Here is a 21989-nt window from a genome sequence, read left to right on the forward strand (position 1 = left end):
TCGCGAGTCATCCCGATACGGCGCAGTGCGCGCGTGGGCAGCTGGGAGGAGGCCGAATTGGTCAGGTCAGCGGTCATGTCGGGACGCATGGGACTGGCGCTGGCGGGCGCGACCGTCCTGATCGCGGCGGTGCTGTTGCCTGCGAGAGCCGAGGCGCAATTCGGACTGCGCGGCGGCCCGCTCGGCGTCGCGCGCTTCGCCGTCGGCCACATGATGGGCCTGTCGCGCCTGCGCCATTCCCGCATGGCGGTGCGAAGCAGCCGATACCGCTCCGCCGCGCTGAGGTCACAAGATCCGCGCGGCGCAGAGCGCGGGCAGCCTGCCAATCCTTACGTTCTGCGCGCTGCGCTCACGGCGCAAGCTGCACTTGCGGGCTGGCACGGCGGCCGCCGCACGCAAGGCTGGTGGCGTCATCCGGATGGCAACTATGGCTGGGTCGGCCCGGTGTTCTGGCCGTTCGCGCATGACGACCTCACCAATGCCGTCGTCCTCGGCGATGCGACCAGCCTCTCGCTCTACGGCTATGGCGACATCTATGCCGCGATCTTCGCGCCCTATGCTGCGACCGAGCTCGCGGCCTACACGGCATCGCAAGGCCGGCGCGGCCGGCGCGTCCCGACCGCGGAGACACTCTGCGACGCCAGCGACACCGGCGGCCTGCCCGTCGAACGCATCGCAGAGGCGGTGCAGCCGAACGAACTGCAGCGCACCGCGCTCGACGAGCTCGCATCGGCCTGGAATGCCGCGCGCGACACCATTCGCGCGGCCTGCCCGGCACAGGTCCCCACTACGGCCGCGGACCGCCTCGGCCTGATGCGCGAGCGGCTCGAGGCCATGATCAAGGCCATCGACGCGGTCGCGCCGCCGCTGGCCAAATTCACCGACCTGCTCGACGACGATCAGAAGGCAAAGTTCGAAGCGCTCGGCAAGGGCCGCCGCGTCGCTCTCGCGGCCATGCAGCGCAAGGATGTGAGCAAGGACGCCAAGGCGTCGAGCGCCTGCGACCCCGACAGCGATCCCCGCTATGACGAAAAGCTGCAGCGTCAATACGAGCAGCTGGTGCAGCAGCAATGGCCGGCGAACGACATCGCCACCACGCTCCGCCTCGACGACACCGCCCGCGCTCGCTTCGAAGTGCTCCAGGACACCGCCCTACGCACCATGCAAACGCTCAGCGCCTGTCCGTCACAGACGCCGGAGACCCCGCAGGCCCGCCTCACCGCCGTGAAAGCGCGGCTGGAGACGATGCTGCAGGCCGTGAACGGCGTCGCTGATGCGCTCGACGATTTCGAGGCCGACCTGAGTGACGAGCAGAAGGCCGGCTTCGAGGCGATCGGACCGAAGCGGGGAGCGTGAGGCGCGACGGCAACGGCGCCTCACCTGAAAACCGTCAGCCGATCTCCCGCCTGATCTTCGCGGCCGCATCGCACATCGCTTTCAGCTTTCCGAACGCCGTCGCGCGCGGCATGTATTTCATGCCGCAATCGGGCGCTGCGATCAGGCGATCGGGCGAGACATGCTTGAGCCCGTTGCGGATGCGCTCGGCGACTGTGTCGACGCTCTCGATCGCGGGGTCCGCGAGGTCGAGCACTCCGAGCATGATCTTCTTCGATGACAAATCCTTTAGCACGCCGAGGTCGAGCTTCGGCTGCGCCGCCTCGATCGAGATCTGGTCGGCAATGGTGTCGTCGAGCTCGGCCAGGAAAGAATAGCCGGCCGGCTTGTTCGAGCCGGGAACGACGGCGGCGTAGCCGAAGCAGAGATGCACCACGGTCGGCACCGTGATGCCTTGCAGCGCGCGGTTGATCGCCTTGACCGCATAGCGCTTGGCGAGCTCGGGATTGTTGCGCACCCAGGGCTCGTCGAGCTGGATCACGTCGGCGCCGGCCTTTTGCAGATCGAGCGCCTCGGCATTGACGGCCTCGGCGAGCGCCATCGCGAGCTCTTCCTCGTCCTTGTAGAACTCGTTTTTGGCCTGCTGGCTCATCGTGAACGGGCCGGGCAGGGTGATCTTCGCCGCGCGGTCGGTGTTCTTGCGCAGGAACTGCATGTCGTGCAGCTCGACCGGTCCCTTGCGCTTGATGGGGCCGACGACGCGCGGCACCGGCGTCTGGGTGTTGCCGGTGCGCGCCACGATCATCGCGGGATTGTCGCCGTCGATTCCTTCGAGCGCGGTGGCGAAGCGATTGGAATAGCTCTCGCGGCGGATTTCGCCGTCGGTCACGATGTCGATGCCGGCGCGTTCCATGTCGCGGATCGCGACGATGGTGGCATCGTCCTGAGCTTCCTCCAGATGCTCCGCCGGCAACCGCCACATGTCGTGCAGGCGGGTGCGCGGCACCACCTTCGACAGCATGGCGCGATTCACCAGCCATTCCGGCTGCGGATAGCTGCCGACCACGGTGGTCGGCAGGATGTGCGTTGGCATGGGCATGGGGTTCTCCTTCTTATTGTTGTTGAACGCGTGAGTTCAGGCCGCCCGCGTTGCCGCGACTGAACCCTCGTCCTTGACGGGATTACTGAGGATGCCGATGCCGGAGATCTCGATCTCGACGGTGTCGCCGCCCTTCATCCACAGTGGCGGCGTGCGATAGGCGCCGACGCCGCCGGTCGTGCCTGTCACGATCACGTCGCCGGGCACGAGCTCGGTGAAGGTCGAGCAATAGGCGATCAAAGCCTGTACGTCGAAGACGAGATCGGAGATCGGCGCCTTCTGCACCTCGACGCCGTTGAGCCGTGTGATCAGCGTCTGCTTGGTGACGTCGGTCAATTCGTCGGTCGTGACCATCCATGGCCCGAAGCCGCCGGTGCCGGCAAAATTCTTGCCCGGCGCGAATTGCGAGGTGTGGCGCTGCCAGTCGCGGATGCTGCCGTCATTGTAGCAGGCATAGCCGGCGACATGGCCGAGCGCGGCTTCCCGCGAGATGCGGCGGCCGGCCTTGCCGATGATCACGGCCATCTCGCCTTCGTAGTCGAAACGCTCGGATTCCAGCGGCCGGATCATCGGCTGGCCATGGCCGACCTGACTGTTGGCGAAGCGGGTGAAGATCATCGGATGCGCCGGCGTCGGATGGCCGCTCTCGGCCAGATGCGTGGCGTAATTGACGCCGATGCAGAAGATCTTGTCGGGATCGGGCACTGTCGGCAGCAGGGCGACGTCCGCAAGCGCGTAGTCGGGTGTCTCGCCGGCAAGCTTCCTCAACGCGTCGAGCGAGCCCTTCGTCAGCAGCGCCTTCAGTGTCGGAGTGGCCTTCAGGCGCTTGCCGGCGTCGATGACACCCTTGTCGGTGACGATGCCGTAGCTCGCGGTGCCTGAGATGGTGAAGCTTGCGACTTTCATGGTCAAACACTCTCTTCGATGGAGGAAACAAAGTCGTTGATGGGAAGCGCGATCTCGCCATTGCGGATTGGAACGCATGATGGCGGGAAGTCCTGGCGGAAGCGGGCGCCGGCCGCTTCGGCGCGGTCGAGGAAGCGCTCCAGATGAGCCATCGCGCCGGTCGGCAGATCGTGCAGCACCATCAGCGTCCAGGGTTGCCGGCTGCACTGATCAAGTGCGCGCTCGGTCCAGCCGTCAGGATCGGCCCAGTCGCGTGGAATGGAATTCCAGAGCACGCAGCTGTGTCTGTTGCGGGTGAGATAGTCGACCACTGACGGCTTGAGCAGCCGCTGGTCCAGATTGCCGCCGCCACCGAACGGCCGGAACCAGCGATTGGGATGCGCGAGGTCGCCGATCGCAGTTTGCGTGCGGCCGATCTCGTTCTCCGCGGTGTCGCGCCCGGATTGCTCGCCGAGCGGAATGCTGTGCGTAAAAGTGTGGTTGCCGATCCAGTGTCCCTCGCCATGCGCGCGCTCCGCAAGCGCGCGCCGCGCGGGGTCGGCCAGCTTCTCGCCGATGACGAAGAAGGTGGTCGTGATTCCGCGTGCGCCCAGAATATCGAGCACGCGCGGCGTCACGTCGGGATCGGGGCCGTTGTCGAATGTCAGGGTCAGATCGTACACGTGGCTCGCCTCACGTCGCCGGCTGCAACGCGCCCACGGCGGCGTCGTCGTTGGCCTGGCCGGCGCGGGTGCCGGTCTGCCAGATCGCCGCCTTGCGCTCGATCCAGCGGATCACGGCGTTGAAGCCGATGGCGAGGAACAGCACCAGCAGCACGCCCGCGAACACGTGCGGGCTGTCGAGGATGGTGCGGTAGCGCGAGATCAGATAGCCGATGCCGGCCGAGGAGATCAGCATCTCCGAGACCACCACGCCGACGATCACCAGCGCGCCGCCGACGCGCAGGCCCGACAGCACCGTCGGGATCGCTGCCGGGATGATGACGCGGACCAGCCGCTGGCTCAGCGTGGCGCCCATGCTGCGGGCGGCGAGCAGAAGCTGCGGATCGATGGTCTGGATGCCGGCGGCGGTTGCGAGCATCGTCGGCAGGAAGCCGTAGATCGAGGCGAACGCGATCTTGGACTCCGAGCCGATGCCGAGCCACACGGTGAAGACGGGATAGAGGATCACCAATGGCACCGCATAGAGGCTCGACACCATCGGCATGATCAGGATGCGCGGCCGCGGCAGGCTGCCGACGATGGCGCCGAGCAGGATGCCGCCGCCGCAGGCGAACGCCATGGAGACCACGACCTCGTAGAGCGTGACCGCGAGCGCATGGCCGTATTCGCCCGCGTCGGTCCATCCGGCGATCAGCGTGGACGACAGCGAAGGCAGGAACAGCTCGGCAATGAGTCCGGTGCGTGGCAGCAGCTCCCACAACGCGATCAACCCGATCACGATCAGATATCGCAGCGACTTCGCACTGATTCTGATTCTGGTTCTGGCGCTCATCATCGTGTCACGCCGATTTGCGGATATGCCGCCAGATGCGGTCGCGCAGGCTCCCGAACGCATCGCCGCTCAGCATCTCGTAGGTGCGAGGCCGCGGCAGCTGGACCTGGAGATGGTCGACGATGCGGCCGGGCCGCGCCGACATCACGATCACCTCGTCGGCGAGATAGACCGCTTCGGTCAGGCTGTGCGTGACGAACACGACGGTCTTGCCGGTGGCAGCCCAAATGCGCAGCAGCTCGTCGCCCATGGTCATGCGGGTCTGCTCGTCGAGCGCGGCGAACGGCTCGTCCATCAGCAGCACGGGCGGATCCTGCACAAGGCCGCGCGCGATCGAGACGCGCTGCTTCATGCCGCCGGAGAGCTCGTGCGGATGGCGCCGGCCGAAACCGTCCAGCCCGACCAGCTTGAGCGCATCCTGCGCCTTGGCGCGCCGCTCGGCCTTCGGCACGCCGCGCAACGCCAGCGGAAACTCGACATTGTCCTCGGCGGTCAGCCACGGGAACAGGCTCGCCTCCTGGAACACCACGCCGACTCTATCAGGGTCAGGCTGCAGGATCGGCGCACCGCTGATGGTGATGGTGCCCGCGGTCTGCTGGCGCAGGCCCGCCATCATCATCAGAAGCGTGGACTTGCCGCAGCCGCTGGGGCCGACCAGCACGACGAAGCGGCCGGGCTTGACCTCGAGCGAGACGTCCTCCAGCGCGACAACGTCCTGCGACCGGGTCTTGAACACCTGGCCGACATTCGTCACCTCGATCGCGCCGGCGCGCGCTGCCGGCTTCAATTGGGTCACGTTCGCCAATGGCTGCATCGCGTTTCCACCCATCTGACAAGTTCGTTGAAGGTCATGGCGATCGCGGCGACCATCACGACGCCGGCGAGGAGCTGTTTCATCTGGAAATTCTCGCCCCAGGTCGCGATCTGGTGGCCGATGCCGTCGCGCGAGGCGTACATTTCGGCAAGGATCACGCCGGTGAGGTTGAAGATCATGGAGATCCGCAACGCCTCCAGCAGCACCGGCAGCATGCTCGGCAGATAGACCCGGAACGCGGTCTGCATCCGCGTGGCGCCATAGGAGCGCGCCACCGTGAGATGCTCGACCTTGACCGACTCCACCGCCGTCGTGGTCGACATGATCACGATGAAGATCGTCGAGAAGAAGCCGAAGCCGACCTTCTGGGCGAAGCCGACGCCGAACACCAGGATGAACATCGGCAGGAAGATCGATTTCGGGATGCTGAAGGCGAAGAACAGCAGCGGCTTGGCGACGTCGGCGAAGTAGCGGTTCTCCGCGACCAAAAAGCCGATCAGCGCGCCGAACGGCACGGCCAGCGCGAACGCCGTCAGCACCTCGGTCGCGGTGACCATCAGATCTTTCTGCACCGCGGCGCGCTGCAAGAGATCGCCGAGCGTCGCGAACGTGTCGGACGCCGACGGCAGCAGGCGGGGATTGACGATGCCGGTGCGCGACAGCGCCTCCCACAGCGCCAGGACCGCGAGGATGATCGCGATCCGAGCGAGGTTGATGGCAAGCGAGCCCTGCATCGTTACGGCTTGGTCGGGACGGGCTTGAACTTGGTCGAGATCACGTCCTCGGCCGGCACGATGTCCTTGAGCCCGCCGAGCTTGGCGAGATCGAGCGACAGCTGCACGGCGGCGCTCACATTGGCCGCGCCCATGTCGCCGCTGGTCTCGAGCTTCATGATGGTGTTGTCGTATTCGAGGGCGGCGATCTCCGGCGGCATTTCGTAGAGCTCGGCGATCAGCTTGACGGTGACGTCGCGGTTGGCGCGCATGAAGGCGACCGCGCCGTAGAGCGCGTTCACGGCCTTCTGCACCAGCTGGGGCTTCGCCTCCGCGAGCTTGTCGAGCACGATCCAGCCCGCGGTGAGGTTCGGCGGCACCGCGGTCGAATAGTCGAGGATGGACTTGGCTTCGCCGGATTTCGAGATCTGGAAGCTCAGCGGCGAATAGACCACGGCGGCCTCGACATTGCCGGCGAGCAGGTTGGGCACCAGGCCGCCGCCGCCGACGGGAACGCGCGTGAAGTCGATCTTCTTGTCCTGGATGGTCCACAGCGCGAGCAGGTCCGAGCCCGAGCCGGCCGCGGTGATCGCCACCTTCTTGCCGTTGAGATCCTTGACCTCGAGCGTCGATTTGGTCGGCACCATCAGCTGCCAGCCGAAATTGCCCATCGCGGCGTTGGCGACGATGCGCGACATCACGCCTTTCTTGCGTCCCGCGGAGACCAGCGACGGCGGATCGAGAATGATGTCGGCCGCGCCCGCGGCCATGCCCTCGAAGGTTTCGGCGCCGCTGCGATAGATCGTCAGCTCGGCCTGGATGCCTTCCTTCTCGAACAGCTTTTGCCGCACCGCGGTCTCGGCGATCGTCGTCGGCCAGTAGGTCTTGGTGGGCAGGCCGACGCGGATGGTGTCGGCGGCGTTCGCAGGGCCGGCCAGCATGGTGGCGGCAACCAGCGACATGAACGCGTGGCGTCGATTGATCTTCATTGTTTTCTCCCGGTTTCTGTTTTTTTACGTGCCGGATTTGTCCGGATCGTCAAATCGTGCGGCTCACCTCCGCGATGCGCGAGGCGGCGAGCTCGACGAACTCCTTGGTGGTGCCGAAATGCTTTGACAAGGCGCGAACTGCCGCATCGGCATCGCGCTTCGTCACGGCGGCGACGATCGCCGCGTGCTCGGCCTCGACGTCGCGCGGCTTGACGCCGGGCTCGCGGCGGATCGAGAGGCGGCGATATCGCTCGCTCTGCTCGTGCAGCACGTCGCGGAAGCCGAGCAGCCATGGCGAGCCGCAGGCGTTGACCAGCGCACGGTGGAAAATGCGGTGACGGATCACCCATTCCTCGTAATGCACCGTGGGATCGTCGGGATAGTGATAGGGGACGGCCTTCAGGGCCGACCAGGTCGATTTCACCGACGTGAGCCAGGCATCGTCGCCGCGCTCGATCGAGCGTCGCAGCGCGAGCCCCTCGATATCGATCCGCGTCTGCGTCACGTCGGCGAGATCGGCGAGCGACACCGGGCTGACGCGAAAGCCGCGCTGGTCCGAAGCCTGCACCAGGCCGTCGGCGACCAGGCGCGACAGCGCTTCGCGGACCGCGGCAAGGCTCACCGAAAACTGCTTGGCGATGCCTGCGATATGCAGCTTCTGCGCCGGCAGCAGCCGCGCGGCCAGGATATCGGCGCGCAGCCGCTCATGCAGCGCCGAGGTCAGGCTGCGCGGACCGTCGCCCGGGCTCCCGGACATATCGAACTGAAGCGGACCCATCCGGCGATGATCGCAAGCACGCGCCGATCGGTCAACAGAAAATCGAAAATCGATTTTTTGTAGCCTCCTGGTTGAGCGCGGGCACAAGCCGCACGCTCGAAGCGATCACCCGCAGGCCCAGTCGAACTTCATCTGATTGAAATCGAGCTGCGCATTGCCGCCGCCGAAATTGTAGCCGCCGAAATATTCCTCGAACTCGACGTAGAACGGGCTCATCTCCGGCACCGCCTGGCACGGCCGCATGGTGCCGCCGAGATGGTTGGGCGCGTGGTCCTTGCTCCAATCGTGCAGGCGGAAATTGTCGCGGCCCGGCTTGCCGCCGGCATAATAGTAATAGGGCTGATAGCCGGTCGGCGGATTGCTGCGAACGTGCTCGTCTTGCGGACCCTTGCCGGCGTTGGGATCATCAGCGCGCGGCGCGAGCGCGATGGCGCGGGTCTCAGCGAGATCGGCGCGCGGCGATCCGCCCAGCATCTTCCTGGCAAAAGGCGGCGCCGCCTCGCAGAAGGCGCAGGCGCCGCCGACATCGAGCCAGCGCGGCCGCTCCGCCGTCGCCAGCGCAAGCGGCGCTGGCGGCGTCGCGAACGGACCGTCATATTCGGCACGCGTCAGCAGCAGCGCGGCATATCCGTAGTCGAGAATGTCCGTCATGCGTGACAGCCGCGGATGCGGAGTGCGCGCCATCACCGCCTCGCGCACTTCAGGGTCGTCGGGCGCGCCGCCGTCATTGTGATCGGGCGCGGTGGCAAAGAACGACAACGCGACGATGTCCTCGCCATGCACGCGATAATCCTCGGGCAGCAGCAGCGTGAAGCCGTGCATGAGCGGAAAGCCGGTGACGGGATCGAGCGGCCATTGCGCGCTCGTGATGCCCGGCGGCAGCCCATACACCCAGCCCTGGTCGCGCGCCCGGTCGACGGGACGCCCCAGCATCTGCAGATCATAAGCACGCGAAGGCAAGGCAAGCGCCACGGGTGGTCTCCATCCGGATGGTTGCCTCGCCGTTGAGGCGAGGGTTAGTCGCGGGGAGCGGGGATGGGGTTCGTGAGGGGAGGCGAGGTAAAGCGCTCCCTCGGTGTTTTGCCCGACGTGTCAAACAGCCGTGCAAGCGAGCGTCCAATCGCCCTTTGTAACTCGTTGATCTTGCAGGCCCCGTCTACTGTGCATGGGGTTGTTTTCGCGTTTTTCGCCAGCGACTACCCGCGCCGTCGCGCCACCGACGCATCCACCACGTTCTCGACTTCCTCGCGCCAGTTCAGGATCTCCATCGCCAGCACGGGGTGATTGAACCCCTTGAGCTGGAGATCGTCGAGCGGCTGCGCTTCGACCCATTGCTCGACGATGCCGTAGACGCGGCGGCTGACCACGATCTGGTTGGGCTTGGCTTCGCCGCAGAGTCGCGAGGCGAGGTTGGTGACGCTGCCGATCGCGGCATATTCCAGCCGCTGCTCGAAGCCGACCTGGCCGAGCGTGGCATAGCCGACCGCGATGCCGATGCCGAAGCCGAGGCTGTGCCCGCGGTTGCGCCAGCGTTCGGTCAGCGGGCCGATCGTCTCGCGCATCTCCACCGCCATCTTCACGGCGCGCTGGGTGTGATCCTCGAACTGGATCGGCGCGTTGAACAGGATCATCACGCCGTCGCCGGCATATTTGTCGAGCGTGCCCTCGTATTTGAAGATCAGCTTGCCGAGCGCTGCGTGATATTCGCGCAGCACGTTCATCGCCTCTTCCGGCTCGGTCGCTTCCGTGAACGCGGTGAAGCCGCGCAGATCGCAGAACACCACGGTCACCTCGCGGCGCTGGCTGGTGAGCAGGCCTTCCGGGCTGTCGGAGGATGCGATCAGCTGCGCCACCTGCGGCGCCAGGAAGCGCTCCAGCTTGCGGATGCGCTCGATCTCGCCGAGCTGGGTCTTGACGCGCTCCTCCAGCGACTTGTTCCAGTCCTTGAGCTGCTCGGTCTGCTCCTTCAGCTTCGCCGCCTGCTGTTGCACGGTCTCGTGCGCAGCGGCAAGCTCGCGGCCCTTGTGATCGACCTCGGTGAACAGCCGCGCATTGCGCATCGCCAGCACCGCCTGGTTGGCGAAGGTGCGCATCAGGCCGATGATGCTGGCGGCGAACTCGCCGCTCGCGCGACGCAGCACCACCAGCGCGCCGAGCGTGCCCTGCTGGTCGACCAGCGGCACGACCAGCACCGAGTGGAAGCCGGCCGCGATCGCGACCTCGCGCAGCGGCTGCTCGGGGGCGTGGTCGATGTCGGCAAGCGCGATCGGCTCGCCGCATCTCGCGGCATCGCTCAGGATGTTCTCGCCTTCGTCGATGGTGACGTGGGCGGCGTCGACAGATCTGTCGATGCCGCCGGCCTCGACCAGGTTGAAGCGGCGCGTCTCGGCATCGAAGCCGTAGATCAGCACGGCGTCGGCATGGGTGATTTCGATCGCGCGCGCGGCGATCGTCGGCAGCACGGCGTTGAGATCGAGCGAGGAGGCGACGGCGCGGCCGACTTCCTCCAGCACCTTCAGCTCGTTGATCGACTGCGCCAGATCGCGCGTGCGCTCCTCGACCTTGGTCTCCAGGTCCGAATAGGTCTCCTGGAGCTGGCCGGCCATGCGGTTGAACTGGCTGGCGAGATCTTCCAGCTCGTCCGATGTCTTCACGTCGATGCGGTGGCTGAAATCGCCTTCGCCGAGCCTGTGCGCGCCGTCGCGCAGCGCCGTGATCGGGATGATCATGCGGCGCGCGAGCAGCGTGCCGGCAAGGATCGCGACCATCAGGCCCATGCCGATCAGCAGCGCGATGCGCACCAGCTGGTCGCGGATCGGCATCAGGGCCTGCGTGGTCGGCTGCTCGAACAGCACGCTCCAGCCGAGCTTCGGCACGGTGCTGGCGGCGCTCATCACCGATTGGCCGTTGAAGTCGGTGCCCGAACTGTCGCCCTCATGGCCGGGCGCGATCGCGGCTGCGACCTGCGGCAGCTTCGACAGATCCTTGCCGATCTCGGGCCCCTTCGACGACGTCGCCAGCACGCGGCCGCGGGGATCGACGACATAGGCAAAGGCGGCCTTGCCGACTTGCGCGTCGGACAAATACTCGGAGAGGAAGCTGAGATCGATCTCGGCCACGGTGACGCCGGCATTGAAGCCGGAATGCGCCACCGAGATCGACATCAGCGGCGTCTTGTCGGCGAACCAGGCCGGCGCATAGCTGACGCCGCGGGCGACCGTATCGGTGAAGCGCATGTCGCGGGAGAGGTCGGCGTTGCTGCCGGTCGTGGTCGACTGACGCGAGACGCGCAGCACCTCGCGGCCTTCGCCGTTGAGCTGGAACAGCTGGTTGACGACCGAGACCTGGTGCAGCAGCGACGCGTAATCGGCGCGGCGCTTTTCGAGCGTGTCCTGGCTCGCCCGCGTCACCCAGCTGATCTGGCGGTCGAGCTCCGAGATCGACTGCTCGATCCGCCGGGCGGCGGCTTGCGCCTTGTCCTCGAGGCCGTCGGTCAGCTGGGTCCTCGTGGCGCGGTAGGAGATCCAGGTCTCCATCGCACCGTTGACGGCGAGCACGAACACGACGAGGCCGACGAGGGAGACGACGTATTTGGCGAACAGGCCCTCACGCAGAAACCGTGTCTTGTCGTTCGCTCCTGCCATCCCGATCCTCTTGCGCCGCCATCGACGCCGGCGCTGCGGGGTCCTTCTATCACAATTCGGGCCAAAGGGCCGCAGAGCAGCCGGCGTGGTTACTCGCGTGGGACGCCGTGACCGGTAAGAAGGGAGGGATTGACGCGGCCTCATCCGTTCGGAGGAAGCCGGAAGCGGGGCGGCTGGTGTAAGCGGATGGCCTTGGAGCCAGGCCTGCGAATCCGCCCATTACCGGTTGAAAAGTTGCCGCAGCACGTCGTTCATTGGCTGACTGTCCTGCTGCGCGACCGGCGGGTCGTCGAGGGCCGGAGCTGCGGGCGAGGCCTGCGGCGCCGGTGTGGAAGGCGTCGCCGGCAGGCTGCGGCTGCGGCCGCTGCCTGGCGCGGCGCCGGTGCTGCTTCCCGCGCCATTGGACAGTCCCTGCTGAAGCAAATTGCCGATCGCCTCGCCCAAGGGGCCGCCGAGCAGATTGTTCTGCCCCGGCTGCTGCGCTTGCGGATTGGCATTGCCGGCTGCGTTGCCGCCGGGTGCGGTCGTGCCGCCGAGGCCGAGATTGCCCAGACTGCCCAGGATGTTGCCGAGCCCGGCGCCGTCGGGGCCGAACAGGCCCTTGCCCATCTCGCGCAGCTTGGCATAGGCGGCATCCGGATTGTCCAGCATGCCGGCCATGTCGGGGTAGATCTTCGGCTGCGACCAGGGGCCCTGGATCATCACGGGAATGCCGAAGCCGACCGGCTCGTTGGCGCGGCCCTGACCTTCGGTCGTCATCACCAGCTTCGGCTCGACGCGAAAACCCATCATCTTGGTGTCGAGGGCGATGGTGCCGGCGCCGGTGACGCGCACCAGCGGTCCGATCAGATTGAGATCGGTCGTCACCGCCTGGCCCTTGTCGATGCGGAAGGAGGCCGAGAGCTGCGACAGATCCGTGCTCTGCTCCTGGCCGGCATTCTGGCTGTCCTGCCAGCCGGACAGCGTGCCCGATGTCAGCGAGCGGATCATCTGCGCGACGTTGATGCCGCGGATGGCGCCGTCCTGGAAATTGACGAACGCCGTGCCCTGCATGTTCGCCATCAGCGCGCGCTGGCTGGTGCCGGCGCTGCGCAAAGCGAGCTTGGCCTGCAGCTTGCCGTCAATGCGGTCGAATTCGGCGAGGCCCTGCAGCAGCGGCAATGCGCGCACGCCGACGAGGTCGGAATGCATGGCAAAGCTCGGCGCGCCAGTGGTCGCGTCCAGGATCACCTCGCCCGAAACCTGGCCGCCATAGGCGCCGAGATTGGCGGTGCCGGCCTTCAGCACGCCGCCGGCAAGCTTGGCATCCAGCGCCAGCGGCGCGATGCGGGTATCGCCGATCACGGCTTCGTTCGCGGAGATCCTCACTTGCGCATCGACATAGTTGAGCCCAGCCACGTTGATCGGCGCATCGCTCCAGGGCTGCCCGGCCGTGCCCTGCGGCGATTTCGCCAGCGGTACAGCCAGCCGCTGGAAGTCGAGGTCGAGCTTGACCAGCGGCTTGCTGGCGATGTCGACCGAAGCCCAGCCGTTGAAGGCGCCGTCGCCGAGCCGGCCATTCACGCCGTTGATCATCACGATATCGCCGTTCATCCGCATCTCGGCACGACCGGTGAGCTGAGACTTCAGCACGTCGGGCATGTCGATGGCGAAATCCACCGGGATCGTCGGCCGGTCGGCCGGCGGCGCTGGCGTGGTCGCCTTGATGTCGAACTTGGTCGGGTGGTCGCCGACACGCGCGGTGCCGGTGATGCTGACCTTGCGGTCGCGGCCGATGGTCGCGTCGGCGTTGATGGCGCTGATGCGGCCCTCGACACGATCGCGCATGCGCGCGAATGCGACTTCGCCGTCGGTGACCTTGACGCGGCCGATGGACGCGCCGTCGACGTCGATCGCCAGCGGCTTCGACGAGCCTCCGGTATTCGGCAGGCGCTCACGCAGCAGCGGCTGGTAGAGCACGGGATGGGTAACGATCAGCTCCTTGATCTCGGGGCGGCCCGACCACACGCTGGAGAGCGACATGTCGGCCTGCACGCTGTCGACCGTCAAGCGCGTGATGCCGCTGCGATCCCGGGGGTCGGCAAGCGAGAGGTCGTTCAGCGTGACGTTCAGCGTCGGCCACAGGCTGATCCTGGTGGTGCCGTCGATCGACAGGCGATAGCCGGTCGCGCTCTCGACGCGCGAGGCGATCGTCGAGGTCAGGAAGCCCGAGGGGATCCCGATCACCAGCAGGATTGCGATCACGATGATGACGGCGGCCAAAGCCGCGCCGGCGAATTTCACTGCTCTCATATCGACTTTCCACTGACGGACAATCGGCGTCGAATCCCGCCGGCTGACCATCCTTCGCGCCCGAGTTTATCCCCGGACGGGAAGCGGCTCCAAGCACGTAAAAATAATCAGGAGGTGCTGCAAAGTTATGTGACTTATGACACACTTCGCCGGCGCGGTTTTACGCGATGCTGATGTTGATGGTTTCAAGCGATTGCCAACAAGACTGACCAGGACGTTCACAAGGACATTGAAATGAGCAAGCAGGCCGAATTTGCGGTCATTCTGAAGATGAACGCCATGTTCGCTGATCTCGGTACAGACGAGCTCCAGCGGTTGTCCAATCTCTGCCACACCCAGCATCTGGGGAACGGCGAGGTGCTGTTCCAGAAGGGCGATGCCGGCGACGCGCTGTTCGGCGTGCGCCGCGGCCAGGTCCGCATCGAGACCGGCTCGTCCGACGGCAGCCGGCTGACGCTGAATTTCATGGGACCGGGCGATCTGTTCGGTGAAGTCGCGGTGCTGGACGGCCAGAATCGCACCGCGGATGCGACCGCGGGCGAGGCCAGCGAATTGTTCGTGCTGCGGCGCGAAGATTTTCTCGCCTTCCTCGAGCGCGAGCCGAAGGTGGCGATCAAGATCATCGCGCTGCTGTGCCAGCGCATCCGCTGGCAGAGCGAGCGTATGGAGGAATCCATGCTGCAGCCGCTGCCGGTGCGGCTGGCGCGGCGGCTCTGCGCGCTCGCTGCCGATTTCGGTTCCGAGGTGCACATCTCGCAGGAGCAGCTCGGCGTCTTCGTCGGCGCCGCGCGCGAGAGCGTCAACCGCCAGCTGCAGGCCTGGCGCAAGGAAGCGATCCTCGATCTCCAGCGCGGGCGGATATTGCTGCGAAACATGACCAAGCTGACCGCGATCGCGCGGAACGAGTGAGTCTAGCGAATTTCACTTCGCTTGGACGGGCGAGGCAGATCGACGGCTATGTCCTCTGCGAGGAAGGCCGCGTATCGCAATGCCTCGCCAAAGTCTTCGCGCTCGAGATACGGGTAGTCATTAAGGATGGCTTCGCGCGTCTCGCCGGCCGCCAGCAGGCTGAGCAATCGCGCGACTGGAAACCGCAGCCCGCGAATGCAGGCTTTGCCAGCGCAGACGGCAGGGTCCATCGTGATACGCAAAAAAGCCATGGCATAGGCTAGCGCGAACGAACGACTTGCGCCAGCGTGTGACTCTAAGCTCGCTCGTTCGGAGCCTCACTCCGCAGCGGGGTGGATGATATTCTTCGGCGCTGGCCCTGCTTCCGCCGGTGCCGATCCGTGATGAGCGTCCGCCTCCGCATCCTCGCTGTGCACGATCAGCCGCTTGGCGAAGCGCCAGATCAGGGCGCCGAGATCGTCCATCACCATGAACATCGCGGGCACGAACACCAGTGACAGGATGGTCGAGAAGATCAGGCCGCCGATCACTGCGAGCGCCATCGGCGAGCGGAACTCGCCGCCGGCGCCGACCGCGAGCGCGCTCGGCATCATGCCCGCGGCCATTGCGATGGTGGTCATCACGATCGGGCGGGCGCGCTTCATGCCGGCGTCGATCATGGCCTCTTCGCGGGGCTTGCCGGCGTGAATCGCTTCAATCGCGAATTCCACCAGCATAATCGCGTTCTTGGTGACGATGCCCATCAGCATCAGGATGCCGATCCACACCGGCGTGGTCAGCTGCTTGCCGGTGAGGAGCAGGGCCGCGATGGCGCCGCCGATCGAGAGCGGTAGCGAGAACAGGATGGTGATCGGCTGCAGGAAGGTGCCGAACAGCAGCACCAGCACGGCGTAGACCATCATCAGGCCCGCCGTGATCGCGGTGGCGAAGCCGTCGGACAGCTCGTTGAGGCTTTCGGCGTCGCCGGAGGGAGAGACCTTCACGCCCTTCGGCCGGCTCTTCATCACCGGCAGGTCGTAGATCTTCTTGGTGGCGTCGCCGAGCGCAGCGGAACCGACGAGGTCGGCGGCGACGGTCGCCTGCCGCTCGCGATCATACCGGTTGATGCTGGTCGGACCCTGGTCGAGCTTGACGTCGGCGATGACCGAGAGCGGCACGCCGCCCTTCTCGCCGTGCTCGCCGAGCGGCACGCGCAACTGTTCCAGCGTCTTCAGATTGCCGCGCGCGGCATCCTCGAGCTGCACGCGGATCGGCACCAGACGGTCGCCGACGTCGAACTTGGCGAGCGCGGGTCCGACGTCGCCGATGGTGGCGACGCGGATGGTCTGCGACAGGCTTTCGGTCGAGACGCCGAGCCGCGCGGCGAGATCGGCGCGCGGTTCGACGCGCAGCTCCGGCCGCTCCAGCGTGGTTTCCGAGATCACGTTGGAGATGGTGGGAATGCGCTTCATCTGCGTCGCGAGCTCGCTCGCGAAATTGTTGACGATGTTGGCGTCGACACCTGTCACGACCAGCGAGATGGCGCGCAGGCCGTTCTCGTCCAGGAACCAGAAGCGGATGTCGGGGATGTTCTCCAATTCCTGGCTGATCGAGAATTCGAGCTCGCGCTGGGTGATGTCGCGGGCATCCTTGGGCGTGTAGTTGATGATCAGCGCGGCGCGCCGGACCTCCTGCGTGCCCGGCGGGACACGTCCGCCGTCGACGAAGATGCTCTTCACCTCGGGCCGCTTGCGCAGGCGTGCGACGATGTCCTCGGTGACTTTTTCGGTGTAGGCGAGCTGAGTGCCCGGAGGCAGCTCGAGCGCCAGCAGCGAGCGTGCGCTGTCCTGCGCCGGCAGGAATCCCTGCGGCAGCAGCGTGATGCTCCAGATCGAGGCGGCGAACACGCCGAAGCCGATCAGCACCGTGATGAAATAATGCTTCACCGACCAGGCCACGAGCCGGTGATAGGACCGCAATATGCGGCCGGGCGGCGGCTCCTCGTGCGTATGGTGTTTGAGGAAGTAGGCCGCCAGCACCGGCGTGACGAAGCGCGCGGCGAGCAGCGAGAAGAACACCTGCACCGAGACGGTGATGCCGAACTGCTTGAAGAACTGTCCGGCGATGCCCGACATGAAACTTGCGGGTGCGAAGATCGCGATGATCGTCAGCGAGATCGCGATCACCGCGAGGCCGATCTCGTCGGCGGCTTCGAGGGCGGCGCGATAGGGCGATTTGCCCATGTTCATGTGCCGGACGATGTTCTCGATCTCGACGATGGCGTCGTCGACGAGAATACCTGTCGACAGCGTGATGGCGAGGAAGCTGACGAGGTTGAGCGAGAAGCCGAGCAGGTCCATCGCCCAGAACGCCGGGAAGATCGACAGGGGCAGCGAGATCGCGGCAATGATGGTCGCGCGCAGGTCGCGCAGGAACAGCAGCACGATGATGACGGCGAGGATGGCGCCCTCGAACAGGGTCGAGATCGCCGCGTGGTAATTGCCGTTGGTGTATTCGACCGAGGTGTCGATCACCTTGAGGTCGACGTCGGGATAGGCGGCCTTGAGCGCGTCGACGCGCTTCTGCACGGCCTCGGCCACCTTCACGTCGCTGGCGCCCTTGGAGCGCTTGATGCCGAGCGCGACGATGGGCTCGCCGTTGAAGCGGGCGAAGGTGCGGCGGTCGGCGATGGTGTCGGTGACGGTGCCGAGATCGTCGAGCCGGACCTCGCCGCCGCCGAACAGCGGGATCATGGTGCCGGCGAGGTCGCTGAGCGTCTTGGCGCCGGCGAGCGTGCGGATCGCCTGGTCGTTCTTGCCGATCTCGGCGCGGCCGCCGGCGACGTCGACATTGGTGCCGCGCAGGCTCTGGCTGACATTGACGGCAGTCAGGCCCATCGCCTGCAGGCGATCGGGATCGAGCGAGACCAGGATCTCGCGCTCGACACCGCCGATGCGCTCGACCTGGGCAACGCCGCGGACGCCTTGCAGGGCGCGCTTGACCACGTCGTCGACGAAATAGGAGAGCTGCTCCGGCGTCTTGCCGGGCGAGATCGCGGCATAGGTGACGATCGGCAGGCCGATGACGTCGACGCGCTGGATCAGCGGCTCGGTGACGTTCTGCGGCAGGTTGGAGCGCACGCGCGTCACCGCGTCCTTGACGTCGTTGAGGGCGCGGTCGGTGTTGGTCTCCAGCGCGAACTGGATCGTGGTCACCGACACGCCGTCGGTGATCTGTGAGGTGATGTGCCGCACGCCCTCGACGCCGGAGACGGCGTCTTCGACCGTCTTGGTGACCTGCGATTCGAGTTCGGCGGGCGCAGCGCCGAATTGCGAGACCACGACCGAGATCACGGGAATGTCGGCCGACGGCAGCCGCGTCACGGCGAGCTTGGTGAAGGACACCCAGCCGAGAACCAGGAGGATGATCGAGAAGACGACCGACGGCAGCGGATTACGGATCGACCATGCCGAGATATTGAGTGCCATCAGCGTACCCGCGTGCGATCGAGTTCATCGGCGAACATGGTTTTGATGTGGTCGCCGTCATGGAGCGAAGAGCCGGCATCGGCTACGACGATTTCGCCGACCTCGAGCCCTTCCAGGATTTCCGTGGCACTGTCGGACGACAGTCCGACCCGCACCTTGCGCGTCTCGATCGTGTTGTCCTTGACGACCTGAATGGTGAGATGGTCGATGGCTGTCTTGGGAATCGAGACGCCGCAGCTTCGCTTGGCGTCGATCGAGGCGCGGGCGAACACGCCGATCTTCAGCGACGGATTGTTGGTGACGCTGATGCGGACGCGGCCGAGCTGCGTGGCGCGGTCGATCTCGGGCGCAACCAGCCGGACCCGGCCGATCAGATCGGGCGCGTCGTCGCGGCTGATGCGCACGGTGGCGCCGGCGCTGAGCTTTGGCATGTGCACCGCCGGCACCTGGGCATCGAGCTCGATCTCGTTGTTGACGGCGATGCGGAACATCGGGCCGGCCTGCGGCGAAGCGGGCGCGCCGACGATGGTGCGGATCTCGGTGACGAGGCCCGGTGCAGGTGCCTTCAGCGAGATCGGGCCTTGCGGACCGGGTCGCTGCGGCTGGCCCGGGATTTGCGGCGGCGCGGTCAGGCGCGCCAGCTCCTGGTTGTCGGTGACGACGGCGCCCTCGGTGACGAAGAGATCGGTGACCCTGGATCCCTCCTGGTCGGCGATGACCACGGCCTCGCGGCGCGGCACGAAGAAGCCGGTCACGCGCACGAGATCGGAGAAGCAGGCATTGGTCGACTTCGTCACGATGACCAGCGCCTCGCTCTGCGTCTCCTTCGGCTCGGGACGCTTGCGATGCTCGAACAGGTAATAGCCGACGCCGAGCGCGACGACGAACACCACGGTTCCGGCGGGCTTGAGATATTCGGAGAGGTTCATCGCCGGATCATCCTGGCCTGGCTCACGGCCGGCCGCGCGAGGCCCATGGAAAGCGTTTCCCTGAAACAAAGCGGCGTCCCGCAAGGCTGCGGGACGCGCTCTGGAAGCGAGACTTTACACCACATCACGACTTGTCACTTCAAAGGATTACGTCGTGTTCACTTCGATGCGGTGGTCTTGTTTTCCATGTTGACGACCTGGACGCGGCGGTTGGCCTCCGCCATCGGCTGGCTCGGGTCCTTCAGCTTGCTCTTGCCGTAGCCGACGGTGACGAGATCGCTCGCGGAGATGCTGTACTTCTCGACGAGGTAGCGCTTGATCGAATCCGCGCGGCGCTCCGACAGGTCCTGGTTGTAGGCTTCGCCGCCGGCCGCATCGGTATGACCGGCGACCACGAAGGTGGAGCCCTTCAGGTCGGGACTGGTCAGCGCGCGGCCGAGCGCCTGCACTGAAGCAAGCGACTTGGCGCTGATATTGGAGGAGTTGTAGTCGAACGTGATCTCGAGATCGATGTTCGGCTTGTCCTTGGCGACGGACGCGATCTCCTCACGCTCGGTCGACGACAGCGAACGCGTCGAGCGGCCGCGCACGGACTGGATCAGCTTGGTCTCCGCCGCGTTCGGCGCGAGGTCGGCCTGCGGGGCGCCGATCGACAGGCCGCGGGTCAGGGGCTTCTTCGGCGCCGGCGCCAGTGCGCGGACGATGTCGTCCTCGGTGAGGTTCTTGCTGTTGCCGTCATCGCCGGCGAATGCGGACGAGGGCGGCAGCGACAGGGCGGTGCCAAGGGTGATGATGGACAGGATCGCGATAAGTCCTCTTGCAGCCGATTTCATAGCCAGTCCCTCCTGCGCAGCCAGCTTCGCGCGGTTCCAAAATTCCTGCAATGAGCCCCCCGGGGAAGGCCGCCTGCGGCATCCGTTCGTTAGTCTTCCCGGGGCCACCAAGGGTTCGAGGCTCCGCCTGCCTCAATTCAAAAAAATACTAGCGCACTCCGTAGCTTGCGAATTCCTGAACGATGTTCGGATCCATCGCCTTGGCATTGGCGATATCGAGCGCGCCTTCCTGGGCGGAGCCGTTGCGCTGCTTGGCGAGGCCGCGTCCGTAGAGCGAGGAGGTCAGGCGCGGGTTGATCTTCAGGGCCGCATCGAAATCGGCGATGGCATTCTTGACCGCGCCCGATTTGAGGTTGACGAGGCCCCGGCTATCCAGCGCATCTACGAAGTTCGGCCGCAGCCGCAGCGCCTCGTTGCAATCCTTCAGCGCGCCCTGGAGGTCGCCGACCACGGTGCGGGTCCAGCAGCGGTTGTTCAGCGCCTCGACATCCTTGGTGTTGATTCGGAGCGTGTCGTCGAAATCCTTGATGGCGAGGCTGTAGGCGCCCTTGCTGGCATAGACCTGGCCGCGCCGGTACAGCGCGTTCACGTCGTCCGGATTGGCGGCGATCTTGGTGGTCAGGCTCTTGATTGTGGGATCGTCAGCCAGCGCGGCCGCGCTCGGACCGCTGTCCATGCTCGGCGCCGGAGCGGGATCAGCCGGTATTACCGGCGGTGACGGCGGGGGCAGAGCAGCCTCGACCTGCGGCTTCGGCGCAGGAGCCGGTGCGGGCGCAGGTGGTGGCGCAGGCGCCGCGGCGGTGTCGACCGGCTTTGACGGCGGCGGCGGTGTCGGCGGGGCGGGCGGTGCCGGCGGCGGGTTCTTGGCGACGACCGGCGGCGGGGCGGGAGGCGCAGGCGTCGCGCCAGGTGCCGGACGTGATCCGCCACCTCCCGGACTGAAGGAGAAATCTTCGGCCAATGAAGAGGATATCCACGGCACCTGCTCGCCACGCGAAGCGCGGGTGACGCCCATCTTGGTCCGGTTCAGCGTCTCCTCGGCCATCAGGTCGGGGACCCGGATTTCCTTCAAGAGCTCCTGGACGAACAGGCTGTGTTCGCCGCCGGCGTCGGAGACCACCGAGGCCAGCGCTGCCGAATACATCACCAGCGTGCCGTTCGGCGCGATCACCGGGGTCAGGCCGGCCGAGAAGCTGCGGAACCGGCGTTCGAACGGGTTGCGCCTGGAGGCGTCGATCAGCGCGATCTTGACGCCGGCGCCGCGGGTGTTGAGCTCGCCGAGGACGGTCTCGAGGCTGAAACCGTCGCGGCGCACGTCGGACTCGGTCCAGATCTGCGCATCGATCGGCAGCATGTAGCTCTGGCGCGCCGACTGGATGCCGAAGCCGCTGAAGAACACCAGCGCCACGGATCCCGGCTTGATCTTGCCGTAGAGCTTGTCGAAGGCACGGCGCATTCCGTCGCCGGTCAGATTCTCGGCGATCTCGACCGAAAAGCCATCGCGCTTGAGCTCGTCGGCGACGTCACGGGCATCGTTGATCGGTTCCTTCAGCGGGGCATCCGCGTCCGGATATTTGGCGTTGCCGATGACCAGCGCGAAGCGATCACCGGCCGCAAGCGACGGGGCAGTCGGAACGAGCAAGACGAGCAAGGGCAGAAGAAAAAAGAAGCGAATTTTCATAATCAGCGCGGTCCAGCCAAAAAGGCGCCGTTACCAGCTTGCGCCGCGGCGACCTTAACTTACGCTTCCTGCATTATCAAACCGGGGACGGATCGCGTCAACCGCT

The 21989-nt window shown here is 66.0% G+C and carries 18 protein-coding genes; 2 read left to right on the forward strand and 16 right to left on the reverse strand.

What is annotated here, in order from left to right; genetic code table 11:
- Positions 1-75: 75 nt before the first annotated feature.
- Positions 76-1356, forward strand: coding sequence for a Spy/CpxP family protein refolding chaperone (locus CIT39_RS02265; protein WP_094973856.1), 1281 nt, complete (start codon positions 76-78; stop codon positions 1354-1356).
- A 34-nt stretch (positions 1357-1390) separates the two neighbouring features.
- On the opposite strand, the gene CIT39_RS02270 is transcribed toward CIT39_RS02265, so the two are convergent.
- From CIT39_RS02270 to CIT39_RS02320, 11 genes are all read right to left on the reverse strand, one after another.
- A complete protein-coding gene (locus CIT39_RS02270; protein ID WP_202975547.1) occupies positions 1391-2434 on the reverse strand; it encodes a uroporphyrinogen decarboxylase family protein in 1044 nt (347 codons plus the stop codon).
- A 36-nt stretch (positions 2435-2470) separates the two neighbouring features.
- Positions 2471-3340, reverse strand: coding sequence for a fumarylacetoacetate hydrolase family protein (locus tag CIT39_RS02275; RefSeq protein ID WP_094973857.1), 870 nt, complete (start codon positions 3338-3340; stop codon positions 2471-2473).
- A gap of 2 nt (positions 3341-3342) precedes the next feature.
- Positions 3343-4002, reverse strand: coding sequence for a polysaccharide deacetylase family protein (locus CIT39_RS02280; RefSeq protein ID WP_094973858.1), 660 nt, complete (start codon positions 4000-4002; stop codon positions 3343-3345).
- A 10-nt stretch (positions 4003-4012) separates the two neighbouring features.
- A complete protein-coding gene (locus tag CIT39_RS02285; RefSeq protein ID WP_244607499.1) occupies positions 4013-4837 on the reverse strand; it encodes an ABC transporter permease in 825 nt (274 codons plus the stop codon).
- 4 nt (positions 4838-4841) lie between these two features.
- Positions 4842-5648, reverse strand: coding sequence for an ABC transporter ATP-binding protein (locus CIT39_RS02290; RefSeq protein ID WP_244607500.1), 807 nt, complete (start codon positions 5646-5648; stop codon positions 4842-4844).
- Positions 5627-6382 (reverse strand): ABC transporter permease, encoded by a 756-nt coding sequence (locus CIT39_RS02295; RefSeq protein ID WP_094973860.1) that lies wholly within the window; start codon positions 6380-6382, stop codon positions 5627-5629. The genes CIT39_RS02290 and CIT39_RS02295 overlap by 22 nt, the downstream gene beginning before the upstream one ends.
- Positions 6383-6384: 2 nt before the next feature.
- On the reverse strand, positions 6385-7350 hold the full coding sequence (locus CIT39_RS02300) for an ABC transporter substrate-binding protein (RefSeq protein ID WP_094973861.1): 966 nt from the start codon (positions 7348-7350) through the stop codon (positions 6385-6387).
- 49 nt (positions 7351-7399) lie between these two features.
- The gene (locus CIT39_RS02305; RefSeq protein ID WP_244607501.1) at positions 7400-8107 is read right to left on the reverse strand and encodes a GntR family transcriptional regulator; all 708 of its coding nucleotides are present in this window, start codon (positions 8105-8107) and stop codon (positions 7400-7402) included.
- A 126-nt stretch (positions 8108-8233) separates the two neighbouring features.
- A complete protein-coding gene (locus CIT39_RS02310) occupies positions 8234-9061 on the reverse strand; it encodes a hypothetical protein (RefSeq protein WP_244607502.1) in 828 nt (275 codons plus the stop codon).
- A gap of 263 nt (positions 9062-9324) precedes the next feature.
- Entirely contained in the window at positions 9325-11772 is a 2448-nt protein-coding gene (locus CIT39_RS02315) for an adenylate/guanylate cyclase domain-containing protein (protein WP_094973864.1), read from the reverse strand.
- 219 nt (positions 11773-11991) lie between these two features.
- Positions 11992-14064: an AsmA family protein gene (locus CIT39_RS02320; protein WP_094973865.1), complete on the reverse strand. Its 2073-nt coding sequence runs from the start codon at positions 14062-14064 to the stop codon at positions 11992-11994.
- Between the two features lie 234 nt (positions 14065-14298).
- On the opposite strand from CIT39_RS02320, the gene CIT39_RS02325 reads away from it, so the two are divergent.
- Positions 14299-14973: a Crp/Fnr family transcriptional regulator gene (locus CIT39_RS02325; RefSeq protein WP_094973866.1), complete on the forward strand. Its 675-nt coding sequence runs from the start codon at positions 14299-14301 to the stop codon at positions 14971-14973.
- A gap of 2 nt (positions 14974-14975) precedes the next feature.
- Here the strand turns inward: CIT39_RS02325 and CIT39_RS02330 are convergent, their stop codons facing one another.
- The 5 genes from CIT39_RS02330 to CIT39_RS02350 form a co-directional block, all read right to left on the reverse strand.
- The gene (locus CIT39_RS02330) at positions 14976-15203 is read right to left on the reverse strand and encodes a DUF433 domain-containing protein (RefSeq protein ID WP_244607503.1); all 228 of its coding nucleotides are present in this window, start codon (positions 15201-15203) and stop codon (positions 14976-14978) included.
- Between the two features lie 87 nt (positions 15204-15290).
- Positions 15291-18440, reverse strand: a complete 3150-nt coding sequence (locus tag CIT39_RS02335; RefSeq protein WP_094973868.1) for an efflux RND transporter permease subunit — start codon at positions 18438-18440, stop codon at positions 15291-15293.
- The gene (locus CIT39_RS02340) at positions 18440-19369 is read right to left on the reverse strand and encodes an RND family efflux transporter (RefSeq protein WP_094973869.1); all 930 of its coding nucleotides are present in this window, start codon (positions 19367-19369) and stop codon (positions 18440-18442) included. The genes CIT39_RS02335 and CIT39_RS02340 overlap by 1 nt, the downstream gene beginning before the upstream one ends.
- Before the next feature lie 158 nt (positions 19370-19527).
- Positions 19528-20202, reverse strand: a complete 675-nt coding sequence (locus tag CIT39_RS02345) for an OmpA family protein (RefSeq protein ID WP_094973887.1) — start codon at positions 20200-20202, stop codon at positions 19528-19530.
- Between the two features lie 148 nt (positions 20203-20350).
- Positions 20351-21883 (reverse strand): caspase family protein, encoded by a 1533-nt coding sequence (locus tag CIT39_RS02350; protein ID WP_094973870.1) that lies wholly within the window; start codon positions 21881-21883, stop codon positions 20351-20353.
- Positions 21884-21989 lie beyond the last annotated feature (106 nt).

Source organism: Bradyrhizobium symbiodeficiens, assembly GCF_002266465.3.
In the GTDB taxonomy this organism is placed as follows: Bacteria; Pseudomonadota; Alphaproteobacteria; order Rhizobiales; family Xanthobacteraceae; genus Bradyrhizobium; species Bradyrhizobium symbiodeficiens.

Excerpts from the sequence above, each read along its gene's own strand:
- CIT39_RS02300 (WP_094973861.1), bottom strand. The coding sequence starts at position 7,350 with ATGAAGATCAATCGACGCCACGCGTTCATGTCGCTGGTTGCCGCCACC.
- CIT39_RS02290 (WP_244607500.1), bottom strand. The coding sequence starts at position 5,648 with ATGCAGCCATTGGCGAACGTGACCCAATTGAAGCCGGCAGCGCGCGCC.
- CIT39_RS02335 (WP_094973868.1), bottom strand. The coding sequence starts at position 18,440 with ATGGCACTCAATATCTCGGCATGGTCGATCCGTAATCCGCTGCCGTCG.
- CIT39_RS02320 (WP_094973865.1), bottom strand. The coding sequence starts at position 14,064 with ATGAGAGCAGTGAAATTCGCCGGCGCGGCTTTGGCCGCCGTCATCATC.
- CIT39_RS02270 (WP_202975547.1), bottom strand. The coding sequence starts at position 2,434 with ATGCCCATGCCAACGCACATCCTGCCGACCACCGTGGTCGGCAGCTAT.
- CIT39_RS02330 (WP_244607503.1), bottom strand. The coding sequence starts at position 15,203 with ATGGACCCTGCCGTCTGCGCTGGCAAAGCCTGCATTCGCGGGCTGCGG.
- CIT39_RS02340 (WP_094973869.1), bottom strand. The coding sequence starts at position 19,369 with ATGAACCTCTCCGAATATCTCAAGCCCGCCGGAACCGTGGTGTTCGTC.
- CIT39_RS02315 (WP_094973864.1), bottom strand. The coding sequence starts at position 11,772 with ATGGCAGGAGCGAACGACAAGACACGGTTTCTGCGTGAGGGCCTGTTC.
- CIT39_RS02305 (WP_244607501.1), bottom strand. The coding sequence starts at position 8,107 with ATGTCCGGGAGCCCGGGCGACGGTCCGCGCAGCCTGACCTCGGCGCTG.
- CIT39_RS02345 (WP_094973887.1), bottom strand. The coding sequence starts at position 20,202 with ATGAAATCGGCTGCAAGAGGACTTATCGCGATCCTGTCCATCATCACC.
- CIT39_RS02310 (WP_244607502.1), bottom strand. The coding sequence starts at position 9,061 with ATGCTGGGGCGTCCCGTCGACCGGGCGCGCGACCAGGGCTGGGTGTAT.
- CIT39_RS02295 (WP_094973860.1), bottom strand. The coding sequence starts at position 6,382 with ATGCAGGGCTCGCTTGCCATCAACCTCGCTCGGATCGCGATCATCCTC.
- CIT39_RS02325 (WP_094973866.1), top strand. The coding sequence starts at position 14,299 with ATGAGCAAGCAGGCCGAATTTGCGGTCATTCTGAAGATGAACGCCATG.
- CIT39_RS02275 (WP_094973857.1), bottom strand. The coding sequence starts at position 3,340 with ATGAAAGTCGCAAGCTTCACCATCTCAGGCACCGCGAGCTACGGCATC.
- CIT39_RS02285 (WP_244607499.1), bottom strand. The coding sequence starts at position 4,837 with ATGATGAGCGCCAGAACCAGAATCAGAATCAGTGCGAAGTCGCTGCGA.
- CIT39_RS02350 (WP_094973870.1), bottom strand. The coding sequence starts at position 21,883 with ATGAAAATTCGCTTCTTTTTTCTTCTGCCCTTGCTCGTCTTGCTCGTT.
- CIT39_RS02265 (WP_094973856.1), top strand. The coding sequence starts at position 76 with ATGTCGGGACGCATGGGACTGGCGCTGGCGGGCGCGACCGTCCTGATC.